Source organism: Pseudomonas sp. PS01300 (genome assembly GCF_029960155.1).
Lineage (GTDB): Bacteria > Pseudomonadota > Gammaproteobacteria > Pseudomonadales > Pseudomonadaceae > Aquipseudomonas > Aquipseudomonas palmensis.
In genome coordinates, this window is record NZ_JASCPN010000133.1 from 1 (window position 1) to 2,503 (window position 2,503).

The window sequence follows — 2,503 nt, forward strand, 5'->3', positions numbered from 1 at the left end:
GACCGTCATGCCCAACAGATGACCGCTACCGTAGGTCAGCCAGCTGACCTTGTGCCCGTCCGGACGAGTGGTGGAGGTACGCAGGTTGAGGGCGTCGTACTCGTGCTGCCACACCGCGACCATCGGGCTGCCGGTGGCCAGGTAGTGTTGGTGTCACGAACGAGGTTGCCGGCCTCGTCATGCAACCACTGCAGTTTGCTCGCGGCGTTGATGACCTGGACCAGCCTGCCGTCGTAGGCGAAGGTTTCTTCCTCGCGCTGTTCGCCCCGGCTGGGGATGCGGGAGGTGAAGCGCCTAACGGGGTCGAGATAACGTGAGCGCCGCGTCCACCGTTTGAGCCTCCCGGAGCATAGCCGACTCGCTCATTTCAGAGCGTAAGGTGTCGGCAGGTTTTTGCCCGAATTCGTCACCGCAATGGAACCGGCAATCGGCGCGTGAGAGGCCGAAGCTTTTCACGATCCTTCCAGAGCCCCGGAAAAACTTCAAACTTAAGATCGTCTCTATTTACACCTGTATCGTAATAGCGAGCCAATCTGTCGGAAAGATCAAGATCACCCCACATATTTGTAAGCTCATACGTTTCAATAATCTCTCGATCATCATAAACCGACAGATCGTGTTTTATTACCGGAGCCCCATATGTTTCTGGATTCTCAACCTCTCCTACGTCTATAAGTCTTCCACCATAAAAAGAAAACGTTTCTCGACCACCTTTAAAGTGCGCCCCATCCAATGACGTATACGGCTTTAGCCAGTAGCGCTGAAGTTTGAGGAATCGAGATTGAATTCCCTCCACAGAAATTTTACGCACACCTAAATTTTTTTGTACCACAGCCCCAACAAAGACTTGAAAAAGCGCTTCAACCCCACTCCAATCGATGTCATCCCAGTAATCATCCTCTCGAAAAACATCATAGATACAAAGAACGGTCTTCCCAGTCATTCTAGCGACGGTATAAAGATTCTCCCTAACCTTGATTACAATGAAATGGCCAGATTTCCATACGATTCTTTTTTTCAAATCACCCACCCCTTAGTTAGAGCTCGCATACTACAGACCCGCCGAAGCCTTGAGAATCCAAATGTCGATTAGCGGCATCAGTATATTCTTGACGTCTTTTGTTATTCTTCCCAACCGGATTCTGTTTGTTTGCAGTTCCGTCTAGCCCATCGTTTTCCACGAAATAATGCTGCTCTAGTCCTCTGGCAGTGTCCTTTCCACCCTGACCATACCCACGATATACAACCTCCGGCGCGGTCCCCCCAAAGCGCTCATAATTTCCGCCATATCGATACTTTACAACATCCACACCGACTCTATCCCCAGGCATACTTGCATAACCTATATACGGCTTACCTGTCTGCTGATCAATTGCTTGATACGTAACATGCGTCGCCGTTGCTGGATTTCCGGCAAGACCTAATGGATCGATCCAGTAAACCGGATTCGGCGTATACGCAAACAGGTTCAACCCGCCCGCATATCCAATCGGATCCTGCCCAACAAACCGCCCAACCGCCGGATCATAGTACCGATACCGGTTGTAGTGCAGGCCAGTCTCATGGTCGTGATACTGGCCCTGGAAGCGGATCGGGTTGTTCAACCCCACCTGTTTCGCCCAGGCCGAACGCTCTTGTTTCACCTCGCCCCACGCCTTGTACTGCGCCGACCACGCCACGTCGCCGTTGTGGTCGGTCAGCTCCATCGGCGTACCCAGGTGGTCACACTGGTACCAGGCAATCGCATCAAAGGGTTGTGGCGAGGCCGCTTGCTGCCAGAGCGGGTCCTGGTCGATGTCGTAGGGGCGGTTGCTCCAGTCCGGCTCCTTGTACAACCGTATCGGGGCCTTGCGCAGAGCCTGCGCCACCGGCACAAAGCTGCCCGGTTCGTACAGGTAGTGCACCGTGCGCCCGGTGTGACCTTCATCCTGCGCAGGCGAGCTTTCCCAGGCGAGGGTGTCGCCGTCCCAGCCGAACAGGGTGAAGCCGCAGTTCATCTCGCGCTGGCGCTTGGCTCGCTCCAGCTGGTTCCAGCCAGTACCGGCTTCAGGTTTGTTCCAGTAATGCGCCGTCGAGTGCTTGTGCAAGCGTCGCCCAAGGGCGTCATAGCTGTACTCGACCTTGAGCTTGTCGTCGCTGTAAGCCTGCAAACGGTCGAACAGGTCCCAGGTGAACCGGGCCTGCACACCGTTGTGCAACCGATGGCTCAGGTTGCCCCGCTCGTCATAGGTGTAATGCGTGCCCGCATACTCGCGCAGCAGGTTGTCCATCAAACGGTTACGCCTGGGCGTGCGCTCCAGCGGCCGCGTCGGCTCGTGGTGCTTGTCATCCAGCAGGTTGCCGGCCGGGTCGAAGGCGAAGGTCTCCACGCCCAGGCGGCTGGTGGCCTGCAACAGGCGGCCAATCGGGTCGTACTGGTAGGCCAGATGACCACGACGGGTGTCGTGGATGTCGGTCAGCTGGCCTACCGCGTCGTACTGATACTCACGCTTGAGCAGGGTCG

2 protein-coding genes and 1 pseudogene are annotated in these 2,503 nt (G+C 55.7%); all 3 read right to left on the reverse strand.

The features are described 5' to 3' along the window. Window positions 1-266: pseudogene (locus QMX96_RS26595) on the reverse strand (hypothetical protein); the annotation flags it as partial. 140 nt (window positions 267-406) lie between these two features. Next, window positions 407-1,021: a hypothetical protein gene (locus tag QMX96_RS26600; RefSeq protein ID WP_123752259.1), complete on the reverse strand. Its 615-nt coding sequence runs from the start codon at window positions 1,019-1,021 to the stop codon at window positions 407-409. Window positions 1,022-1,037: 16 nt separating this feature from the next. Beyond that, window positions 1,038-2,503: RHS repeat-associated core domain-containing protein (locus QMX96_RS26605; protein ID WP_282362715.1), on the reverse strand; the 1,466-nt coding region annotated here is incomplete at its 5' end.